Annotated in this window: 15 protein-coding genes and 5 tRNA genes; 1 reads left to right on the top strand and 19 read right to left on the bottom strand. The window is 37.0% G+C overall.

What is annotated here, in order from left to right:
• Positions 1-5: 5 nt before the first annotated feature.
• From rplA to ACH2AZ_RS09975, 17 genes are all read right to left on the bottom strand, one after another.
• On the bottom strand, positions 6-704 hold the full coding sequence (gene rplA, locus ACH2AZ_RS10055; protein ID WP_147860553.1) for a 50S ribosomal protein L1: 699 nt from the start codon (positions 702-704) through the stop codon (positions 6-8).
• An 18-nt stretch (positions 705-722) separates the two neighbouring features.
• Positions 723-1,160 carry a 50S ribosomal protein L11 gene (gene rplK, locus ACH2AZ_RS10050; protein ID WP_147860554.1) on the bottom strand — a complete coding sequence of 146 codons (438 nt, stop codon included), beginning with the start codon at positions 1,158-1,160 and terminating at the stop codon, positions 723-725.
• Between the two features lie 69 nt (positions 1,161-1,229).
• A complete protein-coding gene (gene nusG / locus ACH2AZ_RS10045; protein WP_147860555.1) occupies positions 1,230-1,781 on the bottom strand; it encodes a transcription termination/antitermination protein NusG in 552 nt (183 codons plus the stop codon).
• A gap of 14 nt (positions 1,782-1,795) precedes the next feature.
• Complete coding sequence (secE, locus tag ACH2AZ_RS10040; RefSeq protein ID WP_147860556.1) at positions 1,796-1,993, bottom strand: preprotein translocase subunit SecE; 198 nt, start codon at positions 1,991-1,993, stop codon at positions 1,796-1,798.
• 138 nt (positions 1,994-2,131) lie between these two features.
• Positions 2,132-2,204: transfer RNA gene (locus tag ACH2AZ_RS10035), tRNA-Trp, on the bottom strand.
• 51 nt (positions 2,205-2,255) lie between these two features.
• Positions 2,256-3,443: an elongation factor Tu gene (gene tuf / locus ACH2AZ_RS10030; protein WP_147860557.1), complete on the bottom strand. Its 1,188-nt coding sequence runs from the start codon at positions 3,441-3,443 to the stop codon at positions 2,256-2,258.
• Positions 3,444-3,551: 108 nt separating this feature from the next.
• Positions 3,552-3,623: transfer RNA gene (locus ACH2AZ_RS10025), tRNA-Thr, on the bottom strand.
• 69 nt (positions 3,624-3,692) lie between these two features.
• Positions 3,693-3,765, bottom strand: a tRNA-Gly gene (locus ACH2AZ_RS10020).
• A gap of 24 nt (positions 3,766-3,789) precedes the next feature.
• Positions 3,790-3,872: transfer RNA gene (locus tag ACH2AZ_RS10015), tRNA-Tyr, on the bottom strand.
• Positions 3,873-3,909: 37 nt separating this feature from the next.
• Positions 3,910-3,983: transfer RNA gene (locus ACH2AZ_RS10010), tRNA-Thr, on the bottom strand.
• Between the two features lie 128 nt (positions 3,984-4,111).
• Positions 4,112-5,005: a tyrosine-type recombinase/integrase gene (locus tag ACH2AZ_RS10005; RefSeq protein ID WP_394907746.1), complete on the bottom strand. Its 894-nt coding sequence runs from the start codon at positions 5,003-5,005 to the stop codon at positions 4,112-4,114.
• A gap of 89 nt (positions 5,006-5,094) precedes the next feature.
• A complete protein-coding gene (locus tag ACH2AZ_RS10000; RefSeq protein WP_394907745.1) occupies positions 5,095-6,252 on the bottom strand; it encodes an acyl-CoA dehydrogenase family protein in 1,158 nt (385 codons plus the stop codon).
• Between the two features lie 42 nt (positions 6,253-6,294).
• Positions 6,295-7,164 (bottom strand): helix-hairpin-helix domain-containing protein, encoded by an 870-nt coding sequence (locus tag ACH2AZ_RS09995; RefSeq protein ID WP_394907744.1) that lies wholly within the window; start codon positions 7,162-7,164, stop codon positions 6,295-6,297.
• Between the two features lie 11 nt (positions 7,165-7,175).
• On the bottom strand, positions 7,176-9,269 hold the full coding sequence (locus ACH2AZ_RS09990; protein ID WP_394907743.1) for an amino acid carrier protein: 2,094 nt from the start codon (positions 9,267-9,269) through the stop codon (positions 7,176-7,178).
• Positions 9,270-9,363: 94 nt separating this feature from the next.
• Positions 9,364-10,395, bottom strand: coding sequence for a potassium channel family protein (locus ACH2AZ_RS09985; RefSeq protein ID WP_394907742.1), 1,032 nt, complete (start codon positions 10,393-10,395; stop codon positions 9,364-9,366).
• A gap of 3 nt (positions 10,396-10,398) precedes the next feature.
• Complete coding sequence (locus ACH2AZ_RS09980) at positions 10,399-10,629, bottom strand: PspC domain-containing protein (RefSeq protein WP_147860563.1); 231 nt, start codon at positions 10,627-10,629, stop codon at positions 10,399-10,401.
• A gap of 4 nt (positions 10,630-10,633) precedes the next feature.
• Entirely contained in the window at positions 10,634-11,905 is a 1,272-nt protein-coding gene (locus ACH2AZ_RS09975) for a DUF2851 family protein (protein WP_394907741.1), read from the bottom strand.
• 264 nt (positions 11,906-12,169) lie between these two features.
• Here ACH2AZ_RS09975 and ACH2AZ_RS09970 point away from each other — a divergent pair, with 264 nt between their 5' ends.
• Positions 12,170-12,583 carry a hypothetical protein gene (locus ACH2AZ_RS09970; RefSeq protein ID WP_394907740.1) on the top strand — a complete coding sequence of 138 codons (414 nt, stop codon included), beginning with the start codon at positions 12,170-12,172 and terminating at the stop codon, positions 12,581-12,583.
• A gap of 11 nt (positions 12,584-12,594) precedes the next feature.
• On the opposite strand, the gene ACH2AZ_RS09965 is transcribed toward ACH2AZ_RS09970, so the two are convergent.
• The gene (locus tag ACH2AZ_RS09965) at positions 12,595-14,691 is read right to left on the bottom strand and encodes an amino acid carrier protein (RefSeq protein WP_394907739.1); all 2,097 of its coding nucleotides are present in this window, start codon (positions 14,689-14,691) and stop codon (positions 12,595-12,597) included.
• Between the two features lie 65 nt (positions 14,692-14,756).
• Positions 14,757-15,737, bottom strand: coding sequence for a PLP-dependent cysteine synthase family protein (locus ACH2AZ_RS09960; protein WP_394907738.1), 981 nt, complete (start codon positions 15,735-15,737; stop codon positions 14,757-14,759).
• Positions 15,738-15,815: the final 78 nt, after the last annotated feature.

Here is a 15,815-nt window from a genome sequence, read left to right as displayed (position 1 = left end):
TTTATTTATTGCTCAGTATACCTTTTAGTATCAATTGCAACACTTGGGCTCATTGTACTAGACATGTGAATACTTTTAATATACACACCTTTAGCCGCTTGCGGCTTCAATTTCACCAAAGTAGTTAATAATTCTCTTGCGTTTCCAGCAATTTTCTCTGCATCAAAAGAGGCTTTTCCTATACCTGCGTGCACGATACCAGTTTTATCAACTTTGAAGTCAATTTTACCAGCTTTTACATCAGCTACAGCTTTAGCGATATCCATAGTTACCGTTCCGGTTTTAGGGTTAGGCATCAAACCTCTAGGCCCTAAAACTCTACCTAATGGTCCTAATTTACCCATTACGCTCGGCATTGTGATAATCACATCAACGTCTGTCCAACCTCCTTTTATTTTATCTAAGTACTCATCTAAACCTACAAAGTCTGCACCAGCATCTTTAGCTTCTTGCTCCTTATCTGGAGTTACTAAAGCCAATACTTTTACATCTTTACCAGTACCGTGAGGAAGCGTTACCACCCCTCTTACCATTTGATTCGCTTTACGCGGATCAACGTTTAGACGTACTGCTAAATCTACAGAAGGATCAAAATTTACATTTGATACCTCTTTAATTAAAGCAGAAGCCTCGGCTACCGTGTATGATTTAGAAGAATCTATTTTAGATTGAGCTTCTTTTTGCTTTTTTGTTAATTTTGCCATTTTTTAGTTCTTTATAGATTAAAATGGTGCTTCACCTTTAACATTCACTCCCATAGATCGAGCAGTACCCGCTACCATCTTCATGGCTGAATCTACGGTGAATGCATTCAAATCTTGCATTTTGTCTTCTGCTATAGCTTTTACTTGATCCCAAGTAATACTAGCGACTTTTTTACGGTTTGGCTCTCCAGAACCTTTCTTAACTTTGGCTGCTTCCATAATTTGCACTGCAGCAGGTGGTGTTTTAATTACAAAATCAAAAGATTTATCTTTATATACTGTAATCACAACAGGCAACACCTTTCCAGCTTTATCTTGTGTTCTACCATTGAATTGCTTACAGAATTCCATGATATTCACACCGGCCGCACCCAAAGCAGGTCCTACTGGTGGAGACGGGTTCGCCGCTCCTCCTTTAACTTGTAGCTTTACAACCTTACTTACTTCTTTTGCCATTTTTAAAAATTTAAAATTGAATTATTTTTAAAGTGGAAGCATTAACAATAATTCTATATATGTAACAATTTATATTTTCTCAACTTGCATATAGCTCAACTCTACCGGTGTCTTTCTTCCAAAAATTTTCACCATCACCTCAAGCTTGCGTTTTTCTTCATTTACCTTTTCTACAGTACCGTTAAAGCCATTAAAAGGTCCGTCTATCACTTTAACTGTTTCTCCAACTGTGTATGGAATAGCCACGGTATCCTTTTTAACAGAAAGCTCATCAACTTTACCTAACATTCTATTTACTTCAGAACGTCTTAAAGGCACAGGATCACCACCTTTAGTTTCACCCAAGAAACCTATCACACCATTGATACTTTTAATGATATGCGGCACCTCACCACTTAAATTTGCCTGAACCATTACATAACCAGGAAAATAAACTCTTTCTTTGTTTATTTTCTTACCATTTCTAATTTGTATAACTTTCTCTGTAGGCACTAAAACTTGATCTACAAAATCTTCTAAACCTTGATAAGAAATCTCTTTCTCGATATAATCTTTAACCTTATTCTCTTGACCACTTACCGCACGAACAACGTACCACTTCTTCAAATTATCTTCAGACATATTACTTGTAATTCTTAAGATTTAACCCAATCAAAATACTGCTCAATCACAGAACTAAAAACAGTATCCACCCCCCAAATTGCTAAAGAGAATATTACCGAAAAAACAAGCACTATAACCGTAAGCCTTTGCCCTTCTGCATATGAAGGCCAAGTAACATGATTTTTCAATTCACTATAAGACTCAGATATATATTTTACGATTCCTGCCATTTTATTAAGGTTTACAAAAGATGAGCATCTTTATCTCTTCTCTGAAGAAAAAAAGGCGCATCGCCTTTGAATTTGTTTTAATTCAGCAAATCGGTCTTAATATAAAACCGATTTGACCAGCACTTTTCCAGTGCTTTGCACGGGTTGAGAGACTCGAACTCCCGACACCTGGTTTTGGAGACCAGTGCTCTACCAACTGAGCTAAACCCGTAGGATTTAGGTTAAGGTTTGGTAGCAAACCTTAACCTAAACTATATTTAAATTAGTCTAAAATTTCAGTAACCTGACCAGCACCTACTGTTCTACCTCCTTCACGGATAGCAAAACGAAGACCAACATTCATTGCGATTGGCTGAATCAACTCAACGTGAATAGTTAAGTTATCACCTGGCATTACCATCTCAACTCCATCAGGAAGACTAATAGTACCTGTAACATCAGTTGTTCTTACGTAGAACTGAGGACGGTAGTTGTTATGGAATGGCGTGTGACGACCACCTTCTTCTTTTTTCAAGATATAAACCTCTGCCTTAAACTTAGCGTGAGGAGTTACAGAACCTGGCTTAGTAATTACCATACCTCTTGAAATCTGAGTCTTCTCAATACCTCTCAATAAGATACCAGCGTTATCACCAGCTTCACCTCTATCTAATATCTGACGGAACATCTCAATACCAGTAATAGTTGAAGTTAATTTCTCTGCACCCATACCAATAATCTCTACAGGATCTCCAGTGTTTGCGATACCAGTCTCAATACGACCAGTTGCAACAGTACCACGACCTGTAATAGAGAATACATCTTCGATAGGCATTAAGAATGGCTTATCAACATCACGCTCTGGCAACTCGATCCAGTTATCAACAGCTTCCATAAGCTCTAATACTGTATCAACCCACTTTTGCTCTCCCTCTAAAGCTCCTAATGCAGAACCTGCAACGATAGGACCATTGTCACCATCATACTCATAGAAAGATAACAAGTCTCTAACTTCCATTTCCACTAGCTCTAAAAGCTCTTCATCATCTACTAAATCAACTTTGTTTAAGAAAACAACAATTCTAGGAATTCCTACCTGACGACCTAACAAGATGTGCTCACGAGTTTGTGGCATAGGACCATCTGTAGCAGCAACCACAAGAATAGCACCGTCCATTTGAGCAGCACCAGTTACCATGTTCTTTACGTAATCGGCGTGACCTGGACAGTCAACGTGTGCATAGTGACGATTTGCAGTAGCATACTCTACGTGAGAAGAGTTAATTGTAATACCTCTTTCTTTTTCTTCTGGAGCATTATCAATTTGATCAAAAGCAGAAGCCTCTGAATACCCAGCATCAGCTAAAACCTTAGTAATAGCTGCAGTTAAAGTTGTTTTTCCGTGATCTACGTGTCCAATTGTACCTATATTCAAGTGCGGTTTGGAACGATCATAAGTTTCCTTTGCCATAATTAATACTTGTTTTAATCTTAGTTATATATTAGTGTTCAAATTATATACAATACAAAAAACAACTTTAAAAAGCTGCCAGTATAAGTAAGCGACTTACGCTTTTTGAGCCAACGACGAGAATTGAACTCGTGACCTCTTCCTTACCAAGGAAGCGCTCTACCCCTGAGCTACGTCGGCCTAGTGATTCAGAGTTACTTTTATACAAGTAAAGCCCTACCCTCTTCAGCTTTCACTTAAAGAAAATAGAGCGGGAGACCAGGTTCGAACTGGCGACATTCAGCTTGGAAGGCTGACGCTCTACCAACTGAGCTACTCCCGCATTCCAAATTATTTCTAAATTTTGTGGGGAGAGCAGGATTCGAACCTGCGAAGTTAAAAAACAACAGATTTACAGTCTGTCCTCGTTGGCCACTTGAGTATCTCCCCAATTTAATTAATTTTGAATCATTATTTCATAGAATAGAGCCGATGGAGGGACTCGAACCCACGACCTGCTGATTACAAATCAGCTGCTCTAGCCAGCTGAGCTACATCGGCACTTTGTTTCGTCTATTCTTAAAGAACTACCGCTTTTCTAACGGACTGCAAATATAGAGTTGTTTATCAATTACGCAAAACTTTTTTTTACTTTTTTTTATATTTTTTTTCAATACCTTAATTTTCAATTATTTAGAACGCGGGTGAGCTGAAAGATAAACTTTGCGCAATCCTTGAATGTCATTTTTTGCATAAACCTCTGTAGAGGCTAAACTAGAATGACCCAACAACTCTTTGATTTCTTGTATGTTAGCACCTTCTGTTAATAAGTGAGTAGCAAAACTATGTCGTAAGATATGCGGACTACAAACCTTTTTTTGAGAAAAAGTTCTAAAAATTTGATTGACTTTCTTATAAACCCAATCGGCATAAACTGGATTACCTTTGTCTGTAATAAAAAGATAAGGACTCTCCTTTTTTAACTGTGATAAATGTTTTTTACGAAAATTTAGATAGGCTTCAATTGGAAATACCAATCTATTTAATAGAGGTATACGTCGTTCTTTATTGCGCTTACCTAAAACATTAACCGTCATTTGTTCTAGGTCTATATCTTCCAAACGCAAATTCATTAACTCTGCTCGTCGCATACCTGTAGCATAAAGCAACTCGATGAGCAAACGATCTCTAGAGCCTAAAAAGCTATTGTTGGGTAAAGAATCAAACACTCTTTTCATTTCTTCTTTAGAAAAGGGCACACGTAAATTTTTCTTGACCTTAATAGGTTTATGTTGGCTTAATGGGCTTTTCTCTATCTCGCGTATCTTTAACAAAAAAGAATAAAAACTACGCAAAGTAGAAACCTTACGATTGATGCTACGATTATCTAAACCTCGCTGAGAAAGTTCTACGAACCAGGCTCTACAAGAAGAGTAAGTAGCTTTTACAATGCTGGTGTCGGGTTTAGTCTGTTGCAAGTATTGCTCAAAATCAACCAAATCATTTTTATAAGCCATAAGTGTATGAGAAGAATAGTTTTTCTCAACCTTTAAGTAATCCAGGAATTTTTGAATAGCATCCATAAATAGAAAAATCAGGTTAAATATAGTAGTTTAACCTGATTTTTTTGCTAATGTGTAGTTATTTCTTGGTTTTACAAACCTAAATAATACTAAGTTGCCGGCTTATAACTTTTGCCATCTATAATCATTTTGGCAATAATCTCTTTCAGAATCTCACTAGTTCCTCCTCCAATAGGTCCTAATCGTGAATCGCGAAGCAATCGTGCTAAAGGATAATCCTCAATATAACCATAACCGCCTAACATTTGCAAGCAGTCGTAAATAGCGCTATCTGCCATTTTAGTTGAAAGTAATTTTGACATACTTGCCTCTTTTACAACATAGGCTCCTTCATCAAGTTGTTTAGTGATAGCATAATTAAACGTCTTACACATTTCAACTTCACTTGCTATTTCGGCCATTTTATGCCTTAAGGCTTGAAACTTATTTATGGTTTTACCAAAGGCTTCTCGCTCGCTCATATACTGAAGCGTATAATCTAACGCAAACTCGGCCCTAGCGTGGGCGTTAACTCCCATTATCAATCTTTCTAAAGCAAAATGCTGCATGATATAGGGGAAACCTTTACCTTCTTCTCCCATTAAATTTTCTGCAGGAATTTCAACGTCAGTGAAGCTAATTTCACCGGTATCTGAAGCCCGCCATCCCAATTTATCTAATTTTGTAGCTGCAATTCCCGGAGTATCGCGATCGACTACAAAAATACTCATTCCTTTATTTCCTTTTTCGGGAGCCGTTTTGGCAGCAACCACAAGATAATCAGAATAAACACCGTTGGTTATAAAGGTCTTTGAGCCATTTAAGATATACTTATCTCCTTTTTTAACTGCGGTTGATTTCATTCCAGCTACGTCAGATCCGCCGAAAGGCTCTGTGATGCAAAGACAACCTATTTTATCTCCAGCAATACTAGGCGCCAAATATTCCTCTTTAATACGCTCATCTCCTTCTTTTGCTAAGTGAGTCATCGCTAGGTAGGCGTGCGCCCACATTGCAGCTGCAAACCCTCCAGAATTAATTTTTTGTAATTCCTCGAGAAAAATAACGGTGTAAAAAAGATCTAAATCTAGTCCGCCGTATTGCTCTGGGTAGTTAATCCCAAAGTATCCCATCTCTCCAAATTTTTTCCAGATAAAACGCTCTATAGTACCTGATTTTTCCCATTTATCGATATGCGGAACGACTTCTTTCTGTAAAAACTCCTTTAAACTCTGCCTAAAGAGTTCGTGCTCTTCTGTAAAATACATATTTCTTCTTTTTCTTTTAACAATTGCTGTTTATTTGATTTTTCAATCAATCTTCAAATATAATTGTATTCTATCTAATTTATGAGCTGGAAAGGACTCAATTTTTGCCAACTCGTTAAAATTTTTAATTTTTTGATGTAACTTACGGTATTGCACTACATCTCTGGCACTCTCATAATTAAAGTAAGGAATTTCTGAAAGCTCAATCACCTCAATGGTATTAAGATCTCTTTTGCTGTGTGCTGGAGGGGTTTTTACCGTGCTTAATGCTAGCAAATTTTTCTGGGCTTCATAATTTAACCCATAAATATCTTTTAATTGAATATCGTGAAGGAATCCGCCAAGTTTTGTTCTGTATTTGATTATACGATTGGCTAAAACCTCACCAATCCCTTTAACTTGTACCAGCTCTTCAAAGGTCATAGTATTCAAATCACTTTTTTTAGCATAACTAAGATGCTTTGGTTCTGCAGCTTTACGGATTTGATTCTGCTTCACCCAATCTGGAAACTTAAACAGTGGAGCGATGGCAGTAAGTAAAGAATCTGAAACCTTTGTTACCGCTTGAAATTCTTGTGCAGAATTAATCCATTGCTCTTTGGCTCTAAAAGCATGAAGTCTGTCTATTTCATCTACCTTCATACCTAGTAGATATCCTTTGTAATCGCTTATAAAATTAGGATTAAATGGTTTTTGCTGATACGCCACTCTTTCCGCGGCAGCTTTCCGTTTTAGACTATCTATTTGAGCTTCATACGCTTGATCTTGCTTTAGACTAACTGTTCTAGCCCCAACAAACAGATGCTCTTTAAAAGCAATGATAAAAAAGCCAAGAACTATAAGGATTATAAAAACAAAAATCCCATTTTGTTCTCTTTTATTGAACCTGAAATGGGATAATTTGCTTTTCATTTACTTTTATTTTACACTTTAATTTTTTGCTTTTTGAATAACTCACCGGCTTTTAATTTTCTCAAATACTCCCGTAAATCATCACGTACTTCTCCAGATAATATATACAACCCAATGATATTGGGGAAAGACATGGCTAGAATCATCATATCAGAAAAATCTAACACAGCCCCTAAACTTACCGATGCCCCTACAACAACAAACAATAAAAATAGTAATTTATAAATTAATTCCGATTGGTTTGACTTCCCAAATAAATAAGTCCAAGCTCTCATACCGTAATAAGACCAAGAAATCATTGTTGAAAAAGCGAACAAAAATACCGCGGCCGCCAATACATAGGGAAACCAAGATATTACACTAGCAAAGGCTTCTGAGGTAAGCTGAGCTCCGCCTATTCCTTCAACTTCGTGCATTCCTGTAAAAATTAAAACCAATGCGGTAAGCGTACAAACTACTACGGTATCGATAAAAGGCTCTAGCAAAGCTACAAAACCTTCTGATGGAGGATGATTTGTTTTTGCCGCACTATGGGCAATAGCTGCAGAACCTACACCTGCTTCATTAGAAAAAGCAGCTCTCTGAAAACCTACAATAAGCACCCCGATAATTCCCCCTTTTAGGGCCGAAGGATTAAAAGCGCCTTCAAAAATAGCATTAAAGGCTGGGCCAATATTTTCAATATTTATACCAATAACAATTAAGGCTCCCAAAACATAAATCGCTGCCATGAAAGGAACCACCTTACCGGTAACTTTAGCAATACTTGAAATACCTCCAATAATCACTACTGCTACCAAAGCCGCAACCACAAGTCCGAAGATAAAGCCGTGTCCCTCTAAAAATTGAAATTGGCCCGATAAGATCTCAAAAGATTGATTGGCTTGAAACATATTACCTCCTCCAAAAGATGCTCCTACTCCTAAGACGGCAAAGAAACCTGCTAAAAATTTACCTAAACCAGACATATTTCGTTTTTCTAATCCGTAGCGGAGATAGTTCATTGGTCCCCCAAAAATCTTTCCTTCTTTACTGATAAACCTATATTTTACACCCAAAGTACATTCTACAAACTTAGAAGACATTCCTAACAGTCCGGCTAAAATCATCCAAAAGGTTGCCCCTGCACCACCTAAAGAAATGGCCACTGCTACACCTGCAATATTTCCTAAACCAACGGTTGCCGAAACCGCTGTAGCCAGTGCTTGAAAATGGGTAATCCTACCTGGAGCATTGGGGTCGTCATATTTTCCTTTAGCTAAATCTAAAGCGTGACGAAACCCTCTTAGGTTTATAAAGCCCATTCTTAAAGTAAAAAAGGCAGCTCCTAAAATTAACCAAACTACAATAAAAGGAATAGGAAAAGTAATAGGGTCTCCGTTGGGATGTGTCAATATTACTGGCTCATCGTATTTTACCTTAGCAAAAAAATGTGCTCCAGCTTCAATTACATCTTCTGTATTTTGGTAATCGTAAATGGTATTTCCTTCAGACGTCAAATGGGTTAGCGTTCCACTTGCAGATGCTTTAACTTCTATATTTCCTTCTTTTTCCGATTTAATTATAGCAATGGCCTGGTTTCTATTTACATGTTCTCCTTCTTTTACCAACCACTTCTCTAATTTATAGGCGTCTTGAATTCCTGAATACCAATTAGGAATTGGGATATTTTTTTCATCGGCATAAACGATAGGATCGTATAAGCCTATAGCCGAAAAAGGATCCCAAAATAAAATTGAAGCTAGATTATCTACAATGGGTTTAAACGCGCCATTAAAGTTTTCTGTAATTGACTCGGCAGGTATACGGTAAGATTTGGTTAACGTATTTTGTTCAGCATCGGTAATTACTACTGTATAATCAATACCCTCAACAACACCAGTTGCTTTGTTAGATTTTAGCGAAGTGCCTTGGTCGCTCCACTTAAAAGTATAAGGAGGAACGCCCCCTGTAACATTCAATTCAATAATTCCGTCATTGATTAAATTTGACGGATTAATTAGCTCTGGTACGACTTTAATATCTTTCTCATTAAAATCTTCTTGAGCTTGCAGCGATGAAAAAATCAGTAAAAAAAATAAAAACGAAAGTAAATACTTTCTCATAAGATATCTTGTTTTTTGATAGAATAGATAGCAATATTAAAAAAAAATTAAATTTTTAGCTTACTATTTAAAGAAAAAGTACTTGCTATCCCGTTTATATTTTAAAATTAAGGCTAGGATATTTGCTTTTAAGTTTACGCATTTGATGCATATTTCCCACTATTATCAATTGTGAAAACTCATCTAAATTCATGTCAGCCTCTGGATTTATTGTGTATCCGCCGGTTTTATCGTGAACCCCTATAATACTGCATCCCGTATCTTTTCTAAGGTTTAATTCGGCAATGCTCATAGGCGTTGAGCGTCCTAATAAAGAGAAGTTAAGTTTCTTAACCAAAATTTGATCTTCTACCTCTTCGTTCTCATTAATATTTGCCAACTCGCTCATAAACTCAATCAAATCTGGGTTTACAACCAAAGAAGCCATATGACTACCACCAATACGATCGGGCATAATGACTTGATCTGCTCCTGCTAGTTTTAGCTTTTTATTTGAGCTTTCATCTGTAGACCGGCTGATTATAGTAAGGTCTTGATTGAGCTGTCTTGCCGAAAGTACAATAAAAAGATTATCTGCATCGCTGGGCAAGGAGCACAAAAGCACTTTTGCTTTTTCTATACCTGCCATTTCTAACACCTCATCTTGGGTGGCGTCACCAGCAATATAATAAAAACCCTCTTGGCGGATTTGATCGAGTTGTTCTTCAGAATTTTCAATTATAACAAAATTCATTTTATTTGAACTCAATTTTTGCACTGCCTCTTTACCATTTCGACCATAGCCACACACTATAATATGATTGGTAAACGCTGAAATTTCTTTTTGCATACGTCTTTGTTTTAAAGTACCAATATTGTTAGTACTCAGAATAAATTCAATAACCGTTGATATCGCATATCCAAAAATAGATATACTCAATATGATGTAAATTCCGGTAAATAATTTTTGGTCTGGCGTTAAGGGTACTACCTCACCAAAACCCACTGTAGTAACGGTAATTACCGTCATATAGAAAGCATCTATCCACGAGTAATCGGCAAGCAACTTAAAACCTATCACGCCACCTATTACAATCACAACGAGTAAAACTAAAGCTAAAAGTACTTTGGTTGAGATTTTTTGCATATTTTACAAATCAAATACAGAACTTCTTTTGGTATAGATTAAATCCTTTAATTTTAACCAAAAGGCAAGCGTTAAATAAACAGCAAAGCCCACTCCTAAAGTAGCAAATGAAAGGTAAATAAAAAACAAGCGCACGCTTTTAACCTTTATCCCCAACCTATCAGCTAGGCGAGTGCTTACATAAAAGCCATTGCGTTCAAAATAATAGCGAATTTTATAAATAAGGTTAAGCATAGGGTTATTTGTTAAGCAAAGATACACCAATTTGACAATTTAAGCATTTTTGTTTTTTACAATAATCTTGGTATAAGCTTAGTAAAGATTGCGAATGCCAAGCATTTTGTACCATTTCTGGCTTTAATTGTTTAAATTTTTTAACACGAGCATTTTCTTCCGCTTTAAGCGAACTCATTATGCTAAACAAATCATCTACCACTTCTTTTCCGCGGGCTTTGTGATAACTAAAGCTAAAGGGAACCAATACATTGATGATCATTAAATCTACGAAAGAAGTAGAGAGTTTTTTTACCCTAGTTTTGGAGTTGACCTCAAAATTATAATGCGTTTCCCAATACGGGCTGGTTTTAACTTTAAATAAGAGATCTCTCCATAATTGAATATCGGGTTTTTCAATCAGTAAATTAAAAAAATTGGCCGAATCCTGATATAAATAAGCTAACTGAGCTAACCGAATGCTAGGAAAATTAGATGGTCTTAACCTAAAAAATGCCAAGGGGTTTGTAATACTTACCAATTGGTATTTATGGCGAAGAAATGTAAATTCTTTTTGGAGTTCTTGATAATAGACATCTTCTTTCTCACTTTCTAATAATTTACACATCCCCATAAACAAGGCTTCTAGGACTTGAACTTTTTGCGTTTTACGTACTAGGTTAAATGGAATATTAGCAGCCATCTGTTGAAAGGATGAACCGTTTACGTTAAGACCAAAGCCTTTAGCGAAGAGAATAAACAAAACTTTTTCCCAATCGTTTTTGGTGTTTTTTAATAAAAGTTGAATGTACTCTGTTTTTTGCTCTAAACGGCGTACGTATAACTTCTCTTGCCAGCTATGTACGATAAAAGTTGAAAAATCGGGCAAGAGGTTTTCGCAGTTGATAAACTTTTTTTGCCTGGATAATTCTTGGTAGTGTTCTAAACTTTCTAGATTTACGTAATGCTTCAAGCAAAGACTAGGTATACTGCTACCATCGCTTCTATAAACGGGCATATCTTCTTCCCACACCACATGCAAGATAACATTATCATAAGCTTTATCAGTATGATGATGATGTGCAAACCAATCGCTTGCCTTAAGATGAATTTCAACATTACCCGCCCACAATTGGTCATCGATTTGAATTCTCGCATCAAAGAAATCGGGACCGCTTTTATCTTCATTATGCCAGCCTACATGTTTAACAACAATGGGTAGACCCCGACTGGTTTTTAGATTTAGGAAATTAAATTTTTTAAATTTCCATACATAATGTAAATAATCTTCTTTCATATTACAAGACAAACAAAACCTATCCGATAGCTTTTAATCGCTCATTTATAACAACATAGGCTTAAAGATACCTAATAAATTATAAACATGTAGGTTTTGCCATTTTTTTTAGCCTAAAAATAAGTATATTTTTAGGCTAAAATATAAGCAGTACAAAAGCAGCATGGAAACCCCACCTAAAAAAGAAAAATCAAAACAAAAAAATAGCCTACGACAAAGCTCAAATGCCTTCCTAAGGTTTCTAGGTGATGTTGGTTTTTACTTATGGAGTGGTGTATTGGCTATTGGTGCTTTTTTGGCTTGGCTTATTTCTTTTTTACTAATATGAGTTATACCCGCAGGTTATGGATCGTAAGTACCGCGATAGCACTTATCTATTTAGGACTCAATGCCAGCCATTACAGTTTACCTGCTGTCTTTAACAACCATTTGATGGATATTCTTTGCATGCCTGTTGTATTAGGTATTATTCAAGGTGTAATGCAGTTTGTTTTTCCTTCGTTTCGTTTTACGGTTTTGATGCTCGTGGTCTTGGTGTTGGGCTATTCTTTATATTTTGAATGCTATCTACCGCAGGTAAACAGCCGTTATACGGCAGACCTTTTAGATGTAGGCTGCTATTTAATAGGAAGCGGTCTTTACGCTTTTTTTCAACACAAAGACCGCTTGGTTACCTAAAATCAAAAAAATTATTCCCTAAACTTAGGGTTTATGTAAAGTTCACCCTTCTTGAGTTGGGCTAAATACAATTTTAAATCTGCTCTAACCTCCGATGATAATAAATACAACCCGATAATATTAGGAAAAGACATGGCCAAAATCATCATATCGGCAAAGGTTAACACCGCCCCTAAACTTACTGAAGCTCCGAGCACTACAAAAACTAAAAACAATACTTTAAAAACAAGTTCAGATTGTTTGCTTCTACCAAAAAGGTAGGTCCATGAACGCATTCCGTAATACGACCAAGAGACCATTGTTGAAAAAGCGAATAAGAAAACAGCAAAAGCCAATACTGCTGGGAACCAAGAAATTACACTACCAAAAGCGTCTGAGGTTAGCTCTACCCCACCTAAGCCTGTTCTCTCGTGCATTCCCGAAAAGATAAGCACTAGCGCGGTCATAGTACACACCACCATAGTATCTATAAATGGCTCTACTAATGAGGTAAAACCATCGGCGATGGGAGTATTTGTTTTTGAGGCACTGTGGGCAATAGCTGCCGATCCTACTCCTGCTTCACTAGAGAATGCAGCTCGTTGTAGGCCAATAATCAATACGCCAATAAATCCGCCTTTGAGCGCATCGGCAGAAAGGGCACCGTTAAAAATAGCTGCGAATGCTCCGCCTATATTTTCAATATGCACACCAATAACAATTAAACAACCAATAATATAAACCGCCGCCATAAATGGAACAACCCTACCGGTTACTCGGGCAATACTGTTTATACCACCTATAATAACAGCACCTATTAGCAGGGCAAAAATAACACCAAACCAAAAGCCGTGACCTTGCAGGAAAGGTAATTGTTCTGATACTATTTTAAAGGCCTGGTTAGATTGCAACATATTTCCTCCGCCAAAAGAGGCACCTACCCCGAGTACAGCAAATAGAATTGCCAAGAATTTTCCAAGACCTTTTAGGTTTTTCTTTTCTAAACCGTAACGCAGGTAATTCATAGGTCCACCAAATATACGCCCCTCTTTATTGATAAATCGGTATTTTACCCCTAGCGTACATTCAACAAATTTTAGTGACATCGCAAAAAAACCAGCTAGAAACATCCAAAAAGTTGCTCCGGCTCCTCCCAAAGATATGGCCACTGCCACACCTGCGATATTTCCTAATCCAACGGTAGCCGATACGGCTGTTGCCATGGCTTGAAAGTGGGTTATAGTTCCCGGTGCATCGGGATTGTCATATTTACCTCTTGCTAGATCAATGGAATGCTTAAAACCACTGATGTTGATAAACCCCAAACGAAAGGTGAAAAATATACTTCCTAAAATAAGCCAAATCACAATAAACGGAATGGTATTGGTTCTTACCTCTCCATTATTATGCAATAAAGGTCGTGGCTCTTCAAATACGATGCGTGCCAAAATGTGCGCATTGGCTTGTATCACATCTTTTTGATCATCTGGATTGTAGATTACTTCCCCTACACCTACTTTATGTTCTAAACTACCGTTTACACTAGCAAAAACCGGAATTTCTTTACTGCTATCACTTTGTATTATTGCTATCTTTTCTCCGGTTTTAACGGATTCACCTTCGTCTACCAACCAAGTTTTCAAGGTATAGGCAGACTGCGTTGTGGCATCCCAATTAGGAATGCCAATACGCTCATGTTGGGTGTAAACCACGGGGTCATATACGCCCAAACTAGCAAAAGGATCCCAAAAAAGAATACTCGCCAATACATCAACGGCAGGTTGTACCTTGCTGTTAAAAATTTCGGTAATCGATTGGGCGGGGATTTTAAAGGTTTTGGTAACTTCATTACCTTGACTATCTACTACACGAACGTGATGAGACATACCTTCAATTAATCCTGTAGATTTAGTGGCTTGCATAGAAGTTTCCTTATTGCTCCAATAATACGTATAAGGGGCTACTCCTCCACTCACTTGTAGCATAGCTACTGCATCATTAATCTCCCTACTCGGATTTTTAAGATCTAATTCAACGAACAGACTCTTATCTGTATTTAATTGATCTTGAGCTAAAAGCGGATTTAAACTGAGTAATAATACGAATATGCAATACAAATATTTATTCATGGGTTGTAATTTATTTAATAAAAAAATCCTGCTTTCGGCAGGATTTAATGTAGTATTTTAATTTTTTAGTCTAGGAAACCTTGGGCTTTCATCCAATCATCATTAAACATTTTACCTACATAGCGACTCCCATGGTCGTGAAACAATACTACCACCACATCGTCTTTAGTAAAATGTTCTTTTAGCTGTAACAAGCCTTTCATAGCGGCACCTGCAGAATTTCCTAAAAACATGCCTTCTTCTTTAGCTAATTTTTGAGTATATACAGCAGCATCTTTGTCGGTTACTTTGGTAAAACCATCAATAATTGAGAAGTCTACATTTTTAGGTAAAATATCCTCGCCAATTCCTTCGGTAACATACGGGTAGATCTCCTTTTCATCAAATATACCGGTTTCATGGTATTTTTTAAAAACGCTACCATAGGTATCTATACCCCAAACCTTAACATCGGGATTTTGTTCTTTAAGGTATTTACCAACTCCCGAAATAGTACCTCCCGTGCCCACTCCAACTACAAAATGCGTAACCTTACCCTCGGTTTGTTTCCAAATTTCTGGTCCGGTGCTTTCATAATGCGCTTTGGCATTACTGGGGTTATCATATTGGTTTACATACCACGAATTAGGAGTCTCCTCGGCTAAACGCTTAGAAGTAGAATAATAAGAACGAGGATCGTCTGGTTCTACATCGGTGGGGCAAACAACCACCTCACTCCCCACGGCGCGTAAAATATCTATCTTTTCTTTGCTTTGTTTATCTGCAATTACACAAACCATTTTGTAACCTTTTACAATTGCAGCTAGAGCCAGCCCCATACCTGTATTTCCTGAGGTTCCTTCAATTATAGTACCTCCTGGTTTTATTTTTCCTTCTTTTTCGGCATCTTCAATCATTTTCACTGCCATACGGTCTTTTACCGAGTTACCCGGATTAAAAGTTTCATACTTTGCCAAAACCAAAGCAGGAATATCGGCAGCTAATTTATTTATTTTAACCAATGGGGTATTTCCTATGGTTTCTAATATATTGTTTTTATAATCCATCGTGCAATTTTTTCGGCTGCAAAGGTAAGAAACATATTACGAGTAATAAAATTCTAATAAATGCTTAACAAAATAGGT

The organism is uncultured Mesonia sp. (assembly GCA_947499595.1).
GTDB classification, from domain to species: domain Bacteria; phylum Bacteroidota; class Bacteroidia; order Flavobacteriales; family Flavobacteriaceae; genus Mesonia; species Mesonia sediminis.
The sequence above is the reverse complement of the archived record's forward strand: the minus strand, read 5'-3'. Positions and strand labels throughout refer to the sequence as shown.

What these genes read in the sequence shown, in the direction of transcription:
- rplA (WP_147860553.1), bottom strand. Translation starts at nt 704, where the DNA reads ATGGCAAAATTAACAAAAAAGCAAAAAGAAGCTCAATCTAAAATAGAT.
- rplK (WP_147860554.1), bottom strand. Translation starts at nt 1,160, where the DNA reads ATGGCAAAAGAAGTAAGTAAGGTTGTAAAGCTACAAGTTAAAGGAGGA.
- nusG (WP_147860555.1), bottom strand. Translation starts at nt 1,781, where the DNA reads ATGTCTGAAGATAATTTGAAGAAGTGGTACGTTGTTCGTGCGGTAAGT.
- secE (WP_147860556.1), bottom strand. Translation starts at nt 1,993, where the DNA reads ATGGCAGGAATCGTAAAATATATATCTGAGTCTTATAGTGAATTGAAA.
- tuf (WP_147860557.1), bottom strand. Translation starts at nt 3,443, where the DNA reads ATGGCAAAGGAAACTTATGATCGTTCCAAACCGCACTTGAATATAGGT.
- ACH2AZ_RS10005 (WP_394907746.1), bottom strand. Translation starts at nt 5,005, where the DNA reads ATGGATGCTATTCAAAAATTCCTGGATTACTTAAAGGTTGAGAAAAAC.
- ACH2AZ_RS10000 (WP_394907745.1), bottom strand. Translation starts at nt 6,252, where the DNA reads ATGTATTTTACAGAAGAGCACGAACTCTTTAGGCAGAGTTTAAAGGAG.
- ACH2AZ_RS09995 (WP_394907744.1), bottom strand. Translation starts at nt 7,164, where the DNA reads ATGAAAAGCAAATTATCCCATTTCAGGTTCAATAAAAGAGAACAAAAT.
- ACH2AZ_RS09990 (WP_394907743.1), bottom strand. Translation starts at nt 9,269, where the DNA reads ATGAGAAAGTATTTACTTTCGTTTTTATTTTTTTTACTGATTTTTTCA.
- ACH2AZ_RS09985 (WP_394907742.1), bottom strand. Translation starts at nt 10,395, where the DNA reads ATGCAAAAAATCTCAACCAAAGTACTTTTAGCTTTAGTTTTACTCGTT.
- ACH2AZ_RS09980 (WP_147860563.1), bottom strand. Translation starts at nt 10,629, where the DNA reads ATGCTTAACCTTATTTATAAAATTCGCTATTATTTTGAACGCAATGGC.
- ACH2AZ_RS09975 (WP_394907741.1), bottom strand. Translation starts at nt 11,905, where the DNA reads ATGAAAGAAGATTATTTACATTATGTATGGAAATTTAAAAAATTTAAT.
- ACH2AZ_RS09970 (WP_394907740.1), top strand. Translation starts at nt 12,170, where the DNA reads ATGGAGTGGTGTATTGGCTATTGGTGCTTTTTTGGCTTGGCTTATTTC.
- ACH2AZ_RS09965 (WP_394907739.1), bottom strand. Translation starts at nt 14,691, where the DNA reads ATGAATAAATATTTGTATTGCATATTCGTATTATTACTCAGTTTAAAT.
- ACH2AZ_RS09960 (WP_394907738.1), bottom strand. Translation starts at nt 15,737, where the DNA reads ATGGATTATAAAAACAATATATTAGAAACCATAGGAAATACCCCATTG.